Raw genomic sequence first — 17,190 nt, forward strand, 5'->3', positions numbered from 1 at the left:
GAGCTTTCGAATGACCCGCGTACTTTCCAGTGTATTTTCCCGTGCAATGCCTGTATTTGCCCTGCTGTTTGCGCTGACCCTGAGTGGTTGCGGCTACAACACCATTCAAACCACCGACGAACAGGTCAAAGCCGCCTGGGCTGAAGTACTGAACCAGTACCAGCGCCGTGCCGACCTGGTGCCCAACCTGGTGAATGTGGTCAAGGCCGAGGCCAATTTTGAGCAGGAAACACTGACACAGGTTGTGGAAGCTCGGGCCAAGGCCACATCGATTCAGGCCACGCCTGAACTGATCAATGACCCGGAAGCCTTCAACAGATTCCAGCAGGCACAGGGTGAACTGAAAGGTGCTTTGTCTCGCCTGCTGTTGGTCACTGAAAACTATCCGAACCTGAAGGCCAACCAAGGCTTCCGTGATCTGCAGGCCCAACTGGAAGGCACTGAAAACCGCATCACAGTGGCGCGCAACCGCTACATTCAATCTGTTCAGGAATACAACATCACGGTGCGGTCTTTCCCCAACAACCTGACGGCCATGGCGATGGGGTACGCAGTCAAACCCAGCTTCACCGTTGAGAATGAAGCAGCCATTTCAAAACCACCCACTGTTGATTTCGGCACGAAGTGATAAAGGTAACCCCCATGGCTTTCATTCGGTTTTGCCTTTGTGCATTCATCCTGTTTGCGCCAGCGCTTTCACAGGCCCAGGTGCCAGTACCGGCATTGACTGCACAGGTGGTGGACACCACGGACAAACTGAACGCTGCGCAACAGGCCGAACTGATCCAGAAACTTCAGGCGTTCGAGACGGCCAAAGGCAGTCAGATCGCCGTGTTGCTGGTACAAACCACCAAGCCGGAGGAAATCGAGCAGTATTCCCTGCGCGTGGCGGAAGCCTGGAAAATTGGCCGCAAGAAAATCGACGACGGTGCCATTCTGGTCGTGGCCCTGCAAGACCGGGCATTGCGCATTGAAGTGGGCTACGGCCTTGAAGGGGCGCTGACCGACATCACATCCAAACGAATCATCGAGGAAATCATCATTCCGCAGTTCCGTCAGGGTGATGTCGCGGGTGGTATCGCCGCCGGTGTGGACCAAATGATGAAGGTGATTGAAGGCGAACCCTTGCCCGAACCCGTTAAAACACCAGCCAAGTCCAAAGGGAGTACTGTTGAAGAAATGGCTCCCTTGCTGTTCATGCTGGCGATATTCCTGGGTGGTGGCCTGCGCAAGGCGATTGGCAAATTGCCCGCAGCCATGGCCACGGGTGGTGTGGTGTTCGTGGTGGCCTGGCTGTTTGCAGGCACAGTAATCATTGCCATTCTTGCGGCAATTGCGGCTGCTGTAATAACCCTGTTTGGAAATACAGGCGGCATGGGCAGGCTTGGCGGGCTGGGTGGTGGTTTTGGTGGAGGCGGTGGCCGACGAGGTGGTGGATTTGGCGGTGGCGGCTTCGGCGGAGGTGGGGGTGGCTTTGGTGGCGGCGGTGCGTCGGGAAGGTGGTGATGATGAACATTCAACGCATACTCAAGCACCTTGTGACAGCCGAAAGGCATGTGCGGCAAGTTTTTACGCCAACGCGCCTTGAGCACATTGCACACACCATCAAGGCCAGCGAAATGCAGCATTCCGGCGAAATTCGATTTGCAGTGGAAAGTGCGCTGGAATTCAGGCCGTTGCTACAAGGGCAAACGCCGCGTCAACGGGCCATTGAAGTGTTCAGCGACCTGCATGTCTGGGACACTGAACTGAACAACGGGGTGTTGATTTACATCCTGCTGGCCGACCATGCGATTGAAATTGTCGCTGACCGTGGCATTGATGCCAAGGTGGATTCTGAATACTGGGGCGAGCTGTGTCGTGGAATTCAGGCCGCTTTTGCACAAGGCCAGTTCGAAGAAGGTGCGAAGACCTGCATTCAGGCAGTCAGCCAACAACTGATTGCCCATTTCCCGCACAACGGGGGTGGCAAGAATGAACTTCCCGACACACCCGTGGTGGTAGGCTGATCAAGCACCCTTTTACATGGGTGCAACGGGGCAGCTTTTTGGCACCACATAGCCCTCAGGCAGGCTGCATTCAGAGGCTTTGCCGTCGATTGAACAACGTACTTTTTTCAGCAAACGCAGTGCGCAGCCATCGTACACCCCATCCTTGCTCAAGCTGATGCGTGCTTCACGCATCATGGTGGTGTATTCCGCCTTGTCCGCATCGGTCATTTTCAACCAGGCTTTGTCCGGAATCTGACGGTCAATTTTCTTGACAGCCTCCAGGGCCTTGGGCATTTCCTGCGCCACATACGCACGCAGCTTTTGGCCTGAACCCGGTTGGAATTTCGATTTGCGCAGAATGATCTGGTAAGTGACCATGGCCACAGGCAGCTGAATAATGGCGCCTTTCTTGCCCAGGCCTTTGTAAAGTTCCAGCGGTGAATAGGCGATGGAAGGGGCCACAATGATGTCGACTGCGCCGTTGTTGAACATGGATCCGTAATTGGACACGTCGGCAGAAATGGGCTGCGCACCCACCTGTTCAATCAGCTTGCGTTGCGACTCATCGTGCGACAAAGCCGCAACGCGCTTGCCCGCAGCCTTGGACAGGGAATTGATTTCCCGATCGCGCACAAACACATAGGCCGTGCCAAATGGCAACACACCCCCCACTTCAAAATCACTTTGCTGCATGACGGGTTGCAACTGCGGGCTGGCCATGGACTTCAATGCGAGAAGCACCGCGTCGTAATTGGGCAAGCCGCCAACTGCGTCCAGACTACCCGTGAAACTGTTGTACTTTCGTGTGCGAATGCCGGTGGCCACCAAACCGTCACATTCACCGATCTCGAAATCTTTGGCAGCCACGGATTCATTGGTGTAGACCACCGGGTTGAAGCCGTAACCGTTTTTTCGACCATCCAAGGCATACTCTTGGGCCAGATTAAAAATCGGCCCTTTGGCGCCCAACAGGTCAAATACGCAGATCCGGGGCTCCTTGCCATTTACAGTTTGAGCCAGAGCCTGGCCTTGTACACTGAACATCAGCCCCAGCGTCAAGCCGAGAAAGGCCACAAACTTCAATGTGGCATCAAGAAATTTATTCATGAGTTGTTTCCGTTTTGCAAGGCACGCAAGGTGATGATCTGGGTGAGGTTCACCAGCGTTTTGGTCATCATTCGATGCCAGATCAAATCCACCACAACCGCCTTGAAGATTGTTCGTTTGGGCATAAAGCCCAAGCCTGGGTTGAGATAAAACAGGTAGCGCCAGGTCACCAGGGTGCCGTCACCATCCTTTTCAAATTCAAAAGAGCCCTTGGCATGATCCAGCCAGTTCAACAAGGGCTGGCTAAAGCCCGTGCCCTTGTAGACAAACTGCCGGTTGGGCACGAAAGCCAACACCTCTTCATCGATCACCGCGCCGCCCTTGAAGGTGATGCGTTGAATATCCCCCACCTCGTTGAAGGCCTCGCCCCGAATCATTTCGATATTTGTGATCGGTGCAATCACCGCGTCGCTGTGAATATATTCATCCGCCTTCAGGCGGGAATAAATCGCGAAACAATCAGTCAAAGGCACAGGAATACGGCACGAGCGCTGGATCATCAAAGGTGCTTGGGTCACAATAAGTCCTCTATTGAATGTTGGGTACTGCGCATGTTCACACGTTTTTTTCCAATTCTGACTAAACTCAAAGCCTTGAAAACCCATGGCCGAATGCTATGGCATGCCTTTCGCCACGCCGACACGCCCAAATGGATCAAGGGTTTCATGCTGGCTGTAGTGGCTTACCTGTTCAGCCCAATCGACATGATTCCCGACTTCTTGGTCCTCTTCGGCATCACCGATGACTTGGTGGTGATTTCCGCAGCCATGTGGTTTTTAGGCAAAGTGGTCCCAGAAAGGGTCAAAAACAGCCTGCCGATGCCTGAAAACGTTCAAACCACGCAACAGCCTGTTCAACAAAACCGGTCTAAATCCAGTGCAGCACCCGTCAAAAAAAGCCCTTTGAAGCCACTGGGCCTGTTGCTGCTGGCCGCTGTGCTGGTGGCGGCACTGGCCAGTCACCCTTGGGTACATGCGCAATTCGAGGCCATTGGAGCATTTTTTTAAGACTGGTAGTAAACGTTTTATTCTAGAAAACAAAGCCTTGGCAAATCCAGACGTAAAAAAACCCGGTGAGTAATCACCGGGTTTTCAATGACTTCCATCCCCGCCTTTCATTGAAGACGATGGTGTAAAAACTTCGATCAGTGACCTGTGGCCATGCCCGATCCACGTGGCGTACGAACATCTTCAACCAAGTGTTGAATGTGTTCTGGGGGTGGTGCAGTTACCTTGCTGACGGCGTAAGCCACAGCAAAGTTGACCATGGCACCCACTGTGCCAATGGCTTCAGGTGTAATACCGAACCAGCCATTTGCCCCTCCAACCATGTCCACATACTCGGTGCCCTTGATGAACAGAATGCCCTTGTGTGCAAACACGTAGAACAGGGTAACTGCCAGGCCAGACAACATGCCTGCAATGGCGCCGCTCGAATTCATTTTCTTGGAAAAAATGCCCATCATGATCACGGGGAACAGGGACGATGCAGCAATACCGAAGGCCAAGGCCACGGTACCGGCCGCGAAGCCAGGTGGGTTCAAGCCCAGGTAACCGGCCAGAACAATTGCACCAGCCATGGAAATCTTGCCGGCCAGCAATTCGCTCTTTTCAGAAATATTGGGATTGAATACGCCTTTAATCAAGTCATGAGACACTGCGGAAGAAATCGCCAACAACAAACCAGCAGCAGTTGACAGCGCAGCAGCCAGACCACCCGCCGCTACCAAGGCGATCACCCAGTTGGGCAACAGTGCAATTTCAGGGTTGGCCAGCACCATGATGTCGGCGTTCACTTCCATCTCACTGCCTTTCCAGCCTGCAGCTTCTGCCTTGGCCAGGAACGCTTCGTCTTTGGACTTGTCGTTGTAGTACTGAACGCGACCATCGCCGTTCTTGTCTTCGAACTTCAACAGGCCGGTTTCTGCCCAGCGATCCATCCAGGCCGGCTTTTGTTCGTTCAGCAGTTGGGCTTCAGGCGCAAACAAGTCACCACCGGTGGCCACATTGGTATTCACAGTGGCATGCAGGTTGTAACGGGCCATTGCGCCAACAGCAGGGGCTGTGGTGTACAGAATTGCAATGAACACCAATGCCCAGCCAGCAGATGAACGGGCATCAGCCACTGTCGGAACGGTGAAGAAACGAATGATCACGTGGGGCAGGCCCGCGGTACCAATCATCAAGCTGATAGTGTAGAAAAAGGTATTGAGGTAGCTACCCGCCGGTGTGGTGGTGTAGGTGCTGAAACCCAGATCAGTCACAACCTTGTCCAGTGTGGCCAGCATGGGTTGGCCATTGGCCAGCATGTCGGAACCCAGACCAAGTTGTGGCAAGGGGTTGCCAGTCAGGTTCAGGGAAATGAAGATCGCAGGAATGGTGTACGCGAAAATCAGCACAACATACTGTGCAATCTGCGTGTAGGTAATGCCTTTCATGCCGCCGAATACCGCGTACACAAACACAATACCCATACCCACATAAATACCCACTTCAGACGACACGCCAAGGAATCGGGAGAAGGCCACGCCCACACCGGTCATCTGCCCGATTACGTAAGTAATGGAAGCAACCAGCAAACAGATCACGGACACCGTACGGGCCGTGGTGGAGTAGTAACGATCACCAATGAACTGGGGCACCGTGAACTTGCCGAACTTGCGCAGGTACGGGGCCAGCAACATCGCCAGCAACACATAACCACCGGTCCAACCCATCAGGAACACGGAACCGCCGTAGCCCATGTTGGCGATCAAACCAGCCATGGAAATGAAGGACGCAGCGGACATCCAGTCAGCCGCAGTGGCCATGCCGTTGGCCACGGGGTGAACACCACCGCCAGCCACATAAAATTCGCCCGTGCTGCCTGCACGAGCCCAGAACGCGATACCGAGGTACAGCGCAAAACTCAACCCTACGATGACGTAGGTGATTGTTTGCAAATCCATTTACAGGTCTCCTTACTGTTCGTCGACGTCGTGTTCACGGTCAATCTGACCCATTTTCTTCGCATAGTAGAAAATGAGCACAATGAACACGTAAATGGAACCTTGTTGGGCAAACCAGAAGCCCAGTGGATAACCACCGATGCTGAACTGATTGAGCTGCTCAACAAACAGAATGCCCGCACCATATGACACCAAAAACCAAACGATCATGATTTTGGTCAACAGGCCGAGTGTCGCTTTCCAGTAGGCATCACCGCCTTTTGGGTTACTCATCGCTTGTCTCCTTTTTAGGGTTGTTGTTGGCCATACGACGGGAATACGAGGTCACATCCCTCCCCGGACTTTGGCTTGATGTCAAGTATCGAAATGTAAACTTACGTCAAACTTAACTGACGAAAGATTAATTTTTGTGAAATCAAATGCTGAGAACAAGTATTCAAGGCAAACACGCAACAGACGTGGATTTACCTTAGTTTTCAATTGATGAGCCAGCGGTCGAAATACACACAATTGCAATTACCCCAATTGAGCTAACCCTTTCGACATCAAGGCAATCCATGAATTCACAAACCTCGCAGTTCAATACCGAGCCCAATCACAGCGCACGCATTCTTAATGCAGTTGCAGCCAACCAGGCCTGCATTGAATTTGACTTGAACGGCAATGTGCTCAATGCGAATGACAATTTTCTGAACACATTTGGGTATGCTGAAGACCAAGTATTGGGCAAGCACCACAGCATGTTCTGCGCTCCCGGCACTGTGGGCTCGGATGACTATGAGCACTTTTGGAATACGCTGCGAGAAGGCGGCTTCCAAACCGGCGAGTTTCTTCGCTTGGCCTCTCAAGGCCGTGAAATTTACATCCAGTCCAACTACACCCCCGTTAGGGATGAACACGGGCAGGTGGTGTCGGTGATCGAAATGGCAATTGACATCACAACCGCGAAACTCAAAGCCATGGACAACGAGGGCAAAGTCAGTGCAATCAACCGATCACAAGGTGTGGTGGAGTTCGATCTCACCGGGAATATCCTGCATGCCAATGACAACTTTCTGGCCCTGACAGGTTATGAGCTTGAGGAGATTGTGGGCCAGCACCACAGTGTTTTCGTGGAAAAGGAAGAGCGCGGCAGTGTTACCTACAGGGCGTTCTGGCGCAAGCTTGGGCAAGGTGAATTTGATTCGGGTGAATATCTGCGTGTTGGCAAACAAGGCAAACGCATCTGGATCCAGGCCAGTTACAACCCGATTCTTGATCTGGAAGGCAAACCGCTCAAGGTGGTGAAGTTTTGCAGCGATGTGACCCAAACCAAGTTGCAATCGATCGAAACGCAGGCCCGGATGGAATCAGTGTCGTGCACCAATTGCATCATGGAACTGGATGCTGAAGGACGCATCATCGGCAGCAATTCACTGATGCAAAAAGCGCTTGGTTACAGCAAAGTTGACCTTGCCGACAAAACCGAAAGCTTTTTGATGTTCGACGATGAACGCTCGGACAGCACATACTTCAATACCTGGAATGCCTTGCGCGAAGGCACCAGCGTGTCGGGTGAGTTTCGACTCAAAGGCGTGGGCAACAAGGAAATCTGGTTGTCTGGATCGCGCAGCCCCGTGATAGGTCTGGACGGCCAACTAATCAAAGTCGTGGTCATGGTGCAAGACATCACGGAAGCCAAGCTGGCGCGGCTTGATTCGGAAGGAAAACTTGGCGCAATCGACAGGTCACAGGCAGTGATCGAGTTCGACATGACAGGCAAGGTACTAACCGCCAACAGCAATTTCCTGAAACTGATGGGATACGCTCAGGAAGAAATCATCGGTCGTCACCACCGTCTGTTTGTGGACCCAACCTATGCGGCCACGCCACAGTACCAAGCCTTCTGGGAAAGTTTGGGGCGCGGACAGTTTGAATCTGGCGAATACAAGCGCCTGGCCAAAGGTGGGCGAGAGGTGTGGATTCAAGCCACCTACAACCCGATTTATGATCCACGTGGCAACCTGGTGAAGGTGGTCAAGTTTGCAAGCGATGTCACGCAAAGCAAACTGAAAAATTCCGAGTTTGAAGCCAAAGTGGAGGCCATCAACCTGGGGCAGGCTGTCATCGAGTTTGATCTGGACGGCCATGTATTGAGTGCCAACAGAAACTTTCTCAACGCCATGGGTTATACCTCGCGTGAAATTCAGGGACAGCATCACAGCATTTTCTGCACGCTGGAATACACGCAGAGTGAAGAGTACCGGGATTTCTGGCTGCGCCTGAATGAAGGAAAATTCATCAGCGGGCGCTTTCACCGAGTGGGCAAATTCAACCGTGATGTCTGGATTCAGGCCACCTACAACCCGATTCTGGATTTGAACGGACAGGTCACAAAAGTTGTGAAGTACGCCTACGATGTGACCAAGGAAGTGCAACTAGAACAAAGCATCAATCAAAAAACCGAATTGATGCGCGCCCGATTGAACCAGGTCATTGAACGCATTGACCTGGTGGTGAAAGACTCTGCACGCGTTGCAAAATCGGCAGACCAAAGCCTGGAATCTGCCCAACTTGGCCACAAGGAATTGAAGCGGTCCATGGCTGCCAACCAGGCCATACAGCACGGCGCACAGAAAGTTGCGGAGATTGTGCGCGCAATTGGCGATACCGCCAACCAGACCAACCTGCTCGCATTCAATGCAGCTATTGAAGCGGCGCGTGCGGGCCAGCATGGCGTGGGGTTTTCAGTGGTGGCATCCGAAGTTCGGAAACTTGCAGAAAACAGCAGTACAGCTGCCAAGGAAATCGCAGTGCTGATTGAAGAATCGATTGCACAAGTAGGGGAAAGCCTGGAAGAAAGTGACCAGGCAGCCAGCAAGATCGAGTACATCGTCAACACCTTGAACAGCACCAGCGAAGTCATGGGTGAAGTCATGCAGCGGGTTGAATCACAGCGTGAAGACGCGCAACATGTCATCGAACTGATTCAAGCCTTGTCTGTCAGCACACGCAAGGGCCAGCTTGCATGAATACCCAAACCCAGCTTCAAGGCTATGGCGCGTTTCGTGTACACGACATGAACCTGGCCATGCCCATGGAACACCTGCGCGAAGTGCTGCCGGTCTGTGAATTTCAGGCCATGCCCGGGGTGCAACCCTGGATTCGGGGTGGTCTGGTTGTTCGCGGTGTGACCATTCCGGTGATCGACCTGCTCGCATTGAGTGGACGTGAATGCCAACAGGGTGCGCAAGACTGCGTGGTACTGATTGAATTCGAGGGAAGGCTGACAGGCTTGCTGGCCAGCGCAGTGGGTGGGCTTTTTTTCAGCAACCCGCTGGACATGACCCCCCTGCTTTCGGGCGACGCCGTGGGGAAGCTGATCCAGGGCAGTTTGCGCCCGGCACCCGACACCGCCCCACTGCTTGTGATGTCATGTCGCGCACTGTTTGAACTGCCTGGCCTGTCGGCGGTTAAAGATCCGGAACCGCACAGGCAAGCCTTGTTCATGACGGATCCCGCGACCGCCACGCAGGCCAACGCATTGGCCACTTTGGACACATTGTCCTTGTTGCTCATGAAAAGTGGCGGCCTGTTGTATGCCATCAACCCCAGCGACATTGAAACAACCATTGCACGACCGCAATTGCTACCCGCCGAGATGGCCCAAGGGTTCTACAAAGGCAACGTGCCCTATCGAGGCAGGTTGATCCCGGCCGTGGAACTGAGCGAGTACCTGGACATGGGCCGAAGCGCAGTTGGCACGACAAACAAGCAAGCCATTGTTATTTGTTACAAGGAAGGGGCGATGGCCCTGCTGATCGATCAAATCCTAGACATTGTGCGCATACCCGCCAGCGCACAAATTGGCCTGCCGCGTGTGCAGGCTGTCAGGCCAGGCAATGTCTGCAAGGTTGTACCGGCCAGCCAGGTTTATGACAGCGAGACTGATGCCTCGCACTACTTTGTGCTGGAAGCATCGGGCTTTCTGAACGACACAGGATTGAAAGACCTTGCCCGGGTTATCCACCTGGCCGAGCTGGACAAGAGCCCGACCGTGCAAACCGGAAACGCACTTGATCCGGCAGCACCGCGTGATGAACGGGTGATTCTGTTCGAAATGGATCAACCTTATGCGGTGCACATTGAGCAAGTCTCGGAGGTTCTGCCTTACCGGGGCGTGGTTCAGGCTTTCGCTGCGGGGCAGGCGCTCAAGGGGTTCATCACACACCGCGGGCAGGCGATACCCGTCACGGACCTGGCCCAACACATGGGGCTTGCACGGCAATCACTGAATGAAACCAGCAATGTGCTGGTGGTAGACCATGGAGGTCAAAAAACCGGTTTTGCCGTGGGCGAATTGAAAGCCATTGAACACGCTTTGTGGTCACCGAAGATACCCGTATTGGGCACCCAGCGAACCGAACGGACGGTTGCGCGGGAAAACCAGCAACTCGTCGAAGTCATGTTACAGGGACAAAAAAACCTCGTCGAATTGATTGACTTCAACTTGCAAGCCAACCGTACCTTGCAGCAAGGGGAAAGACACCCGCTTGAACCCACCCAAATGCTGGATACACCCAAGATTGACCATTCCGGGGGTATGACAAAATACACGGCTTAAAGAATATGGCAGTGAATCCTGAAACACTTCAGCAAGGACACACTGCACATGCAAACTCCCGAAGCACTTCTCAACCCAACACACAAATCAGCCCTGTTTGACGCACTGCTCAGCGGCCAGGCCTGCATTGAATTTGATCTCAACGGGCGGGTCAAGTTTGCGAATGCAAATTTCCTGAATGCCTTTGGTTATGCCTTCGAAGACATTGTGGGCAAGCACCACAGCATGTTCTGCCAACCGGGTATTGTGAACCTGCCTGAATACAAGCAATTCTGGGAAAGCCTGCAAAGCGGCGAAGGTTGTAGTGGTGAATTTCTGAGGCTGAACTCCAAGAGTGAGCCTGTTTACATTTCGGCCAGCTACAGCCCTGTGCACAATGAACAGGGTGAGGTGATTTCTGTCGTCAAAATCGCGATGAACATCACTGAAGCGAAACAGAAAGCACTGGAAGCCGAGTGCAAGCTCAATGCCATTGAAAACACACAGGCTGTCATCGAATTTGACCTGAAAGGCAATGTGCTGGCCGCCAACACCAATTTCCTGAATGCCATGGGTTATTCATTGACCGAAATCGTTGGCAAGCACCACAGCCTGTTTTGTGAAGCGGGATATGCAAACAGCGACGACTACCAGTTGTTCTGGCGTGAACTGGGCAGTGGCAAATTCAAGTCCGGCGAATTCATGCGGGTGAACAGGCAAGGCAAGGCCGTCTGGCTGTATGCCAGTTACACGCCCATCAAGGGGGTGGATGGTAACCCGGTCAAGGTGGTGAAATTTTGCAACGACATTTCCGACACCAAGCTGAAAAACGGAGAAACACAGGCCAAGCTGGAGGCCATGTCCAAGAGCAATTGCATTCTGGAACTGAACAGTGACCGGCAAATCATCGCCTCGAACAGCCTGATGCAAAACACACTGGGTTACAAGGAAAGCGAGTTGCAGGGCAAACAGGACACCTTCCTTCTATTCGACGGCGACCGAACCGCTGACCAGTATCTGCAAGACTGGAACAGCCTGCGGGACGGCCGCTCAGTGAGTGGTGAAATGCGCCTGAAGGGTGCTGACAACCGCGAAGTGTGGGTGGCCGGCACACGCAGTCCGATCTTCGGAATCAGCGGGGAATTGATCAAGGTGGTGTACCTGCAGCAAGACATCACTGCCACCAAAAACCTGCAAATGGATGCGCAAGGAAAACTGGGGGCAATCGACCGCGCGCAGGCAGTCATTGAGTTTGACATGGCAGGCAAGGTGCTGACCGCCAATACCAACTTCCTGAAGTTGATGGGCTATTCACGCGAAGAAATTCTGGGGCGGCACCACCGCCTTTTTGTGGATGCGGAGCACAGCGCATCCAGCGAATACCAGGCATTTTGGGAAACATTGGGCCGGGGTGAATTCGTTCAGGGTGAATTCAAACGCGTGGCGCAGAATGGCAAGGAAGTCTGGATTCAGGCCACCTACAACCCCATCTACGACCCGCGCGGGCAGCTGGTGAAAGTGGTGAAATTTGCCAGCGACATCACGGAAATCAAGATGCGGAACCAGGAGTTCGAAGCCAAGGTGGCTGCGATCAACCTGGGGCAGGCCGTCATCGAGTTTGATCTGGAAGGCCGTGTGATTACTGCCAACCGGAATTTTCTTAATGCCATGGGCTATACCTTGCGGGAAATCCAGGCCCAGCACCACAGCATTTTCTGCACGCTGGATTACACCCAGAGCGAAGAATACCGCGACTTCTGGCTCAAGCTCAATGAAGGCGAATTCATCAGTGGCCGCTTTCACCGGGTTGGAAAATTCAACCGCGACGTGTGGATTCAAGCCACCTACAACCCGATACTTGACCTGAATGGCAAGGTGCTGAAAATCGTGAAGTACGCCTACGATGTCACCAAGGAAGTCCAGCTGGAACAAAGCATCAACCAGAAAACCGAGTTGATGCGAAGAAGCCTTTGCCAGATCATGGACCGCATTGACCTCATCTCCAAAGACTCCGGCACGGTGGCCAAATCGGCCCTTCAAAGCCTGGAATGGGCCAAGGAAGGGCGTAGCGAATTAAAGCGGGTGTCTGCATCCATTGGTGCAACCCAGACCCACACCAGCAAAGTGGCTGACATTGTTCGCACAGTGACCGACATTGCCAACCAGACCAACCTGCTGGCGTTCAACGCAGCAATTGAAGCAGCTCGCGCGGGGCAACATGGCGTGGGCTTTTCCGTGGTGGCTTCCGAGGTACGCAAATTGGCTGAAAGCAGCGGCACTGCCGCCAAGGAAATCGCCGCCCTGATCGAGGAATCCCGGTTGCAGGTCAATGACAGCGCCACCAGCAGCGACGATGCAGGCGGCAAGTTTGAACACATCGTGGACACGCTGAACAACACCCAGGAACTGATGAATGAAGTGATGAGCCGCGTGCAAACCCAACGCGATTGCACTGAAGAGTTGGCCACATTGATCGAAGAACTGGCCATCGTGACCCAGAAGAGGCGCGTAGCATGAACGGTGGCAATTCGAACAGTGACGAAGTGTTTGGTGCCTTCCGGCTGGGTTCAATGGCATTGGCTTTGCCCATGGACATGCTTCGGGAAGTGGTGCCATTCACCAGGCTTCAACAGTTGCCCACCGCTGCTCCTTGGGTACTGGGTGGCCTGGACTTGCGCGGAGTGCTCGTGCCAGTGGTGGATTTGTCTGTTTTGTTGGGGCAAACCGAGCAGGCTAACCACCGCCAGTGTGTGGTCGTTGTGGCCCATGAGGGGCGTTTGGCAGGTATCGTCGCCACGGCAGTGGACTGCCTGTTCAGTGCCAATACAAATCAGCTCAATGCTTTTCACAGCACAGACGCAGTGGGCCGTGTGGCAAGGGGCAGTCTTCAGAACCCGTCTTCAGGCAAACTGCTAAGCGTACTGTGTGCCCAGGCTCTGATGGCACTTCCGCAACTGCCCGCCGTGAGCGACCCTGAACCGCACCGGCAAAGCCATGCGCTAAGTCAGGAACATGCTAGCGCGGAAGAACACCACCGGGTGCCCCTGTTGCTGATGCGCAGCCAGGGTTTGCTGTTTGCAGTCAACCCGGAAGAAATTGAAACCACCATGCCGCGCGCGCAACTGAAAAGTAAAGACGTGTGCAACGGTCACTACAAGGGCAATGCGATTTATCGGGAACGTGAAATTCCTGCAATTTCACTGACTGACTACTTGAACTTTGGGGTGGAGGCTGGTCCGTTAAAAACAAACATGTGCGTCGGTGACCCAGCTCAGCCTGCTTTCGTGTTGCGATTCGGGCAGGGTGCGATGGCTGTGCTGATTGATGAAATTCTGGACATTGTGCAAGTAAACCCAAATCAGCTGATTGATCTACCCAATATTGCGGTGTTGAAAACCAAGGTGCTGCGACAAACCATTGCGGTGCACTCAATTTACCCCGAGCAGCCACACGACGAGCACTTTTATGTGATCCATCCAAAAGGCATGGTTGCCGACCAGGGACTAAAGGCGTTGGCAGACTTGGTTCACCGGGCAGAAAATACGAAAGATGTTCCAGAGGAATCAGACCATCAGCGCAAAGGCCTGCGACGGCTTGAAGTTGATCAACGCGTCATTGTGTTTGACATGAACGGGGATCACGTCATTCCCATTTCGGAAATTGCAGAAGTACTGCCCTACCGTGGGGTTAAAGAGGCATTTCCTCGCGACAACCCTTTCCGGGGCATCATGACCCACCGCAACCGGGCCATTCCGGTGGTGGACCTTGCGCAACACCTGGGGTTACCACGGCAGAAGTTGAATACCTCCAGCAATGTGTTGGTGGTGCACCTGGAGAATCAGCCCATCGGCCTGGCCGTGGGTTGCCTGCGGTCGATTGAACAGGCGAATTGGTCACCTGAAGTACCGGTGCTGGGAGCCGCCCGAACGGAACGATCGGGGGTCAACAAGCTCACCAAAAAGCTGGCGGAAGTTCTGGTTGGCAATGAACGCAAGCTGCTTGAAATCATTTCAGCAAGAGAAGAAGCCCAGCGTTTTGCCGAGTGCCATTTGGCTGCGCGGTGCGATCAAACAGCCTTAAGCCCGGAACAGGAAAAACAGCTGGAGTGCACTCACACGGCAGAGGCATGATTGCCCAAAGCCCGTGTGGCGTGGAATTCTTTTTCCCATGTATCAAACACATCGGCCTCAATGGCTTCGCGCATTTCCCGCATCAGTTCAAGGTAGTAATGCAGGTTATGCATGGTATTCAGGTGGGCGCCCAGAATTTCCTTGCTGCGGTCCAGGTGGTGCAGATACGCGCGTGAAAAATTCTGACAGGTGTAACAGGTGCAGCTTGCATCCAGCGGACTTTCATCGTTGCGGAATTTGGCATTGCGAATACGAATATCGCCGGTGCGCGTGAATAGCCAGCCATTGCGCGCATTGCGGGTGGGCATGACGCAGTCAAACATGTCGATGCCCTTGCCCACGGCATTGACCAAATCTTCGGGTGTGCCTACACCCATCAGGTAACGCGGCTTGTGCTGCGGCAGCTTGGGTGCGGTGTGCGCCAGAATACGCTGCATGTCATCCTTGGGTTCGCCAACCGACAAGCCACCTATGGCGTACCCGTCAAAACCGATTTGCTCAAGCCCTTCGAGGGAAATGTCGCGCAGGTCTTCGTACATGCCACCTTGCACAATACCGAACAGACCGTTGGAGTTGCCCAATTCATCAAACGAATCACGAGACCGCCGCGCCCAGCGCATGGACATTTCCATGGAAACGCGGGCCTCGGTGTGGGTAGCCGGATATGGCGTGCATTCATCGAAAATCATGACGATGTCGGAATTCAGCACGGTTTGAATTCGCATACTTTCCTCAGGCGTGAGAAACAGCTTGTCCCCATTCACCGGGCTGCGAAAATGAACGCCCTCTTCCTTGATCTTTCGCATGGCACCCAGGCTGAACACCTGAAAACCACCCGAATCGGTCAGGATTGGGCCCTTCCAGCCCATGAACTGGTGCAAGCCACCAAACTTGGCCATGATGTCCAGGCCAGGCCGCATCCACAGGTGGAAAGTGTTGCCCAGAATGATTTGTGCGTTGATCTCCTTCAAATCGCGCGGCGTCATTCCTTTGACCGTACCGTACGTACCCACCGGCATGAAAATTGGCGTCTGAATAACGCCATGTGCAGTGGTGATCTCCCCACGACGTGCCTGGCCTGAGGTGGTTTTGAGTTTGAATGACAATGCGCTCAAGAAAAATGCCTTTGCGGCCGCGGGGGCCTTCGGATTGGAAGATTTAGAATTGCGTGTATTTTAAATCATTTCAAGCACATGGGCCTGAAAACCACGTTTTGAGCGGGAATTCCAGAAATTTGAACACTTGTTTGGCACAATGGGGCCAGTCATCAAAAAAGAAGTACCCAAATGCAATCACCCGCAACACCTGAATTCATTCGTGCCGAGAAGCGAGAAGGCGACACCGAGCTTGACGCACACGTCTTTCGACAAGCCCTTGGGCAGTTCGCAACCGGCATCACCATCATCACCACCAAGAATGCAGACGGCAAGTATGTGGGCGTTACGGCCAATTCATTCAACTCGGTTTCACTGCACCCACCGCTTGTGTTGTGGAGCCTGTCCAAAAAGGCCAGCAGCCACGATGCGTTTTCAGTGGCCACCCACTATGGCGTGAGCGTGCTGTCGGCCGACCAGGAAGCTTTGTCGCACCATTTTTCAACCTTCAAAGGCGACCGCTTTGAAGGGCTTGAGGTGATTGAAGGTTTGGGTGGTGTCCCCTTGATTCCGAATGCGCTGGCGCATTTTGAGTGCAAGGTGCGTAACCGCCACGATGAAGGCGATCATTTCATCATGGTGGGCGAGGTGTTGCGGTGCGATTTCCGGGAAGGCGAGGCGCTGGTTTACCGCTCACGCAAGTATTTCCGGAATTGAGCCTGGCCGGCGGGAATCGCCGCTGGTTTCTTGAGCCTGATCAGCGCGAGTCGAATCACTGTGCTGGCTTCCTGAGCCTGATCGGCGCGAATCGAATTAGCGTGCTGGCTTCCTGAGCCTGATCAGCGCGAATTCCAATCTTTCGCCTGAAAACCTGTTGACCCCTTTTTGAAATTCACACTGACTCACCAGTTTTGGCAAAACTGATGGCCAAAACTGGTGTCGGCCTGCGGCCGAACGTGGCGTGTGAATTCAACCGGGCAGGTTTTCTTGAATGGCGAAACGATTGGAACATCACTGCCGATCGGCTGAAAGCCAGCAATGATTCGTGACGCGCTGAAGGCTGGAACCAGAGGTAACTTGCAGCGGTTGTGCTGGAATCATCGACGGCGGTTTCACGCTGACTCAGCAGTGCGCTTGCCTCTTTCACACTTCAGGAAAACCGCCCCGGCTGAACAAGGCTGCAATGTTCGCGCTGTGCGCGACACCCCAGCCCAACCGTCTTTTTTGTTGGGCTGGTGGTGAATGCAAAGCCTTCGTTCAAAACGGGACTAGCGGTTTTCAGTGTGGAAGCCGGCAAGCCACGATGAGGAAGCAGTGATACCCGCCAGTTGAAGAAGCA

At 53.7% G+C, this 17,190-nt stretch carries 14 protein-coding genes; 9 read left to right on the top strand and 5 right to left on the bottom strand.

Going from position 1 to position 17,190, the window contains the following annotated elements:
• The first annotated feature begins 10 nt into the window (after positions 1 to 10).
• From RGQ30_RS12425 to RGQ30_RS12435, 3 genes are read left to right on the top strand one after another with little or no spacing between them, the layout of a single operon-like run.
• A complete protein-coding gene (locus RGQ30_RS12425) occupies positions 11 to 628 on the top strand; it encodes a LemA family protein (RefSeq protein WP_338284461.1) in 618 nt (205 codons plus the stop codon).
• Positions 629 to 642: 14 nt separating this feature from the next.
• Complete coding sequence (locus RGQ30_RS12430; RefSeq protein ID WP_130557919.1) at positions 643 to 1,506, top strand: TPM domain-containing protein; 864 nt, start codon at positions 643 to 645, stop codon at positions 1,504 to 1,506.
• 2 nt (positions 1,507 to 1,508) lie between these two features.
• Positions 1,509 to 2,009: a TPM domain-containing protein gene (locus RGQ30_RS12435; protein ID WP_130557918.1), complete on the top strand. Its 501-nt coding sequence runs from the start codon at positions 1,509 to 1,511 to the stop codon at positions 2,007 to 2,009.
• Positions 2,010 to 2,021: 12 nt separating this feature from the next.
• On the opposite strand, the gene RGQ30_RS12440 is transcribed toward RGQ30_RS12435, so the two are convergent.
• Positions 2,022 to 3,098 carry a putative solute-binding protein gene (locus RGQ30_RS12440; RefSeq protein ID WP_130557917.1) on the bottom strand — a complete coding sequence of 359 codons (1,077 nt, stop codon included), beginning with the start codon at positions 3,096 to 3,098 and terminating at the stop codon, positions 2,022 to 2,024.
• Entirely contained in the window at positions 3,095 to 3,616 is a 522-nt protein-coding gene (locus tag RGQ30_RS12445; protein ID WP_130557916.1) for an SRPBCC family protein, read from the bottom strand. The genes RGQ30_RS12440 and RGQ30_RS12445 overlap by 4 nt, the downstream gene beginning before the upstream one ends.
• A gap of 33 nt (positions 3,617 to 3,649) precedes the next feature.
• Between RGQ30_RS12445 and RGQ30_RS12450 the strand changes: the two genes are divergently transcribed.
• Positions 3,650 to 4,105, top strand: coding sequence for a YkvA family protein (locus tag RGQ30_RS12450; protein ID WP_130557915.1), 456 nt, complete (start codon positions 3,650 to 3,652; stop codon positions 4,103 to 4,105).
• A gap of 137 nt (positions 4,106 to 4,242) precedes the next feature.
• Here RGQ30_RS12450 and RGQ30_RS12455 read toward each other — a convergent pair whose 3' ends face one another.
• On the bottom strand, positions 4,243 to 6,045 hold the full coding sequence (locus RGQ30_RS12455) for a sodium:solute symporter family protein (protein ID WP_130557914.1): 1,803 nt from the start codon (positions 6,043 to 6,045) through the stop codon (positions 4,243 to 4,245).
• Between the two features lie 12 nt (positions 6,046 to 6,057).
• On the bottom strand, positions 6,058 to 6,318 hold the full coding sequence (locus tag RGQ30_RS12460) for a DUF4212 domain-containing protein (RefSeq protein ID WP_130557913.1): 261 nt from the start codon (positions 6,316 to 6,318) through the stop codon (positions 6,058 to 6,060).
• Between the two features lie 284 nt (positions 6,319 to 6,602).
• On the opposite strand from RGQ30_RS12460, the gene RGQ30_RS12465 reads away from it, so the two are divergent.
• Genes RGQ30_RS12465 through RGQ30_RS12480 form a run of 4 tightly spaced genes read left to right on the top strand, consistent with a single transcriptional unit; the run spans position 6,603 to position 14,757 of the window.
• Positions 6,603 to 9,056, top strand: a complete 2,454-nt coding sequence (locus RGQ30_RS12465; RefSeq protein ID WP_130557912.1) for a methyl-accepting chemotaxis protein — start codon at positions 6,603 to 6,605, stop codon at positions 9,054 to 9,056.
• Positions 9,053 to 10,648 (top strand): chemotaxis protein CheW, encoded by a 1,596-nt coding sequence (locus RGQ30_RS12470; protein WP_130557911.1) that lies wholly within the window; start codon positions 9,053 to 9,055, stop codon positions 10,646 to 10,648. The genes RGQ30_RS12465 and RGQ30_RS12470 overlap by 4 nt, the downstream gene beginning before the upstream one ends.
• A 48-nt stretch (positions 10,649 to 10,696) precedes the next feature.
• Entirely contained in the window at positions 10,697 to 13,144 is a 2,448-nt protein-coding gene (locus RGQ30_RS12475; RefSeq protein WP_130557910.1) for a methyl-accepting chemotaxis protein, read from the top strand.
• Entirely contained in the window at positions 13,141 to 14,757 is a 1,617-nt protein-coding gene (locus tag RGQ30_RS12480) for a chemotaxis protein CheW (RefSeq protein ID WP_130557909.1), read from the top strand. Before RGQ30_RS12475 ends, RGQ30_RS12480 begins: the two co-directional genes overlap by 4 nt.
• Here the strand turns inward: RGQ30_RS12480 and tgt are convergent.
• Entirely contained in the window at positions 14,739 to 15,872 is a 1,134-nt protein-coding gene (gene tgt / locus RGQ30_RS12485) for a tRNA guanosine(34) transglycosylase Tgt (protein WP_130557908.1), read from the bottom strand. The two genes, RGQ30_RS12480 and tgt, sit on opposite strands and share 19 nt — an antisense overlap.
• A 171-nt stretch (positions 15,873 to 16,043) precedes the next feature.
• On the opposite strand from tgt, the gene RGQ30_RS12490 reads away from it, so the two are divergent.
• Positions 16,044 to 16,568 carry a flavin reductase family protein gene (locus tag RGQ30_RS12490; RefSeq protein WP_130557907.1) on the top strand — a complete coding sequence of 175 codons (525 nt, stop codon included), beginning with the start codon at positions 16,044 to 16,046 and terminating at the stop codon, positions 16,566 to 16,568.
• Positions 16,569 to 17,190: the final 622 nt, after the last annotated feature.

The sequence above is a fragment of the Limnobacter thiooxidans genome (assembly GCF_036323495.1).
GTDB classification, from domain to species: domain Bacteria; phylum Pseudomonadota; class Gammaproteobacteria; order Burkholderiales; family Burkholderiaceae_B; genus Limnobacter; species Limnobacter thiooxidans.